Consider the following 1,215-nt stretch of genomic DNA (forward strand, 5'->3'; position numbering starts at 1 on the left):
TCTGCTGTAAACCGCCGATAGACTTACATGATTTGGAGTCCGATTGGTACCTACACTACTTGGGAAATGAGGCGACTTAATCCAGGAGCAGCTTAATTTTATTGTAAGCATTCAGCCGTCAGCCGTCAGCAGTCAGGTGACGTAACAGAGATTAAACCAATACTTACTTGTTTTATTCAAAAGCTGTTCGCGTAGCGTGGGCGTAGCGCATTAGCTGATAGCTGATAGCTGATAGCTGAATGCTTACATTCATTTAATTTTAATTTAATTTTCCCAGAGATTAGTAATCATCCGTTCCATAAACAGTTTTCCCATCAGGCATAACCGCAAATTGTAAATCAGCGCCCTTTAGATTAGTGCCCTTTAATACCGCATCTTGCAAATTGGCGTAACGCAAATTGGCTTTATAAAGGTTAGCCCCAGTGAGATTAGCCTCCCTCAAAATTGCACCATAAATACTAGCATGACTCAAGTCAGCATGCTCCATATTGGCACCAGTCAAGTCAGCTTCTCGAAGCTCCGTACGATTAAGAATAGCAGCACTTAAATCAGCATTAGCCAATCGGATATTGAGGAGAGTAGCATCACTGAGATCAGCACCTTTCAAGTTAGTATCTTTAAAATCAGCGCCATCTAAGTCAGCAGAGGTTAACTTGGCGTTTTCTAAACGAGCACCAATTAGTTTGGCATCTTTGAGTTTAGCATTCTCTAGGTTACTATCGGATAAGTTAGCTTGGCTAAAGTCAGCTCTGCTAAAGTCAACTCCACTTAAGTCAAGTCCACTCAAATCAAAACCGATGAGATCACACTCTACACAGGTCTTATCTTTTAAGATTAACTCAAACACTTTTGTCTTGGTTTGTTGATATTGAAAAGTCTTACTGGAGTTATCATTAGTTTTTGTAGGTTTGCTGACCTGTTCCGCAGATGATAGATGAAGAGCAATTGGTATAGTTACCCCGAAGATAGCAGCAATGATTAAAGGTAGTTTAATGTTCATCAGCAAAAGCTTGCCCAGATTGACCTGAGAGTAGCCCTCTACTTAGATAGATACAAGATATTTTTCGCCCCTACCGGAATAAAAGTTTAAACTTTTGTATATAGCAATAGCAGCTGTTGGCTGTAGTAAGAGGAGAGGCTTTGCCAGAACGGACCGATAATAGAGCTAGTTTGCCGTTTGCTTGCCCTCACCCTCTGCTCCCTGGTTAAACTATA

At 40.9% G+C, this 1,215-nt stretch carries 1 protein-coding gene; it reads right to left on the bottom strand.

The features are described 5' to 3' along the window. Positions 1-280 precede the first annotated feature (280 nt). A complete protein-coding gene (locus tag F6K53_RS43730; RefSeq protein ID WP_293087055.1) occupies positions 281-1,000 on the bottom strand; it encodes a pentapeptide repeat-containing protein in 720 nt (239 codons plus the stop codon). Positions 1,001-1,215: the final 215 nt, after the last annotated feature.

Source organism: Moorena sp. SIO4A1, assembly GCF_010672065.1.
GTDB lineage: Bacteria > Cyanobacteriota > Cyanobacteriia > Cyanobacteriales > Coleofasciculaceae > Moorena.

Bases quoted from the DNA above. Each gene is read 5' to 3' on its own strand.
- F6K53_RS43730 (WP_293087055.1), bottom strand. From the start codon at position 1,000: ATGAACATTAAACTACCTTTAATCATTGCTGCTATCTTCGGGGTAACT.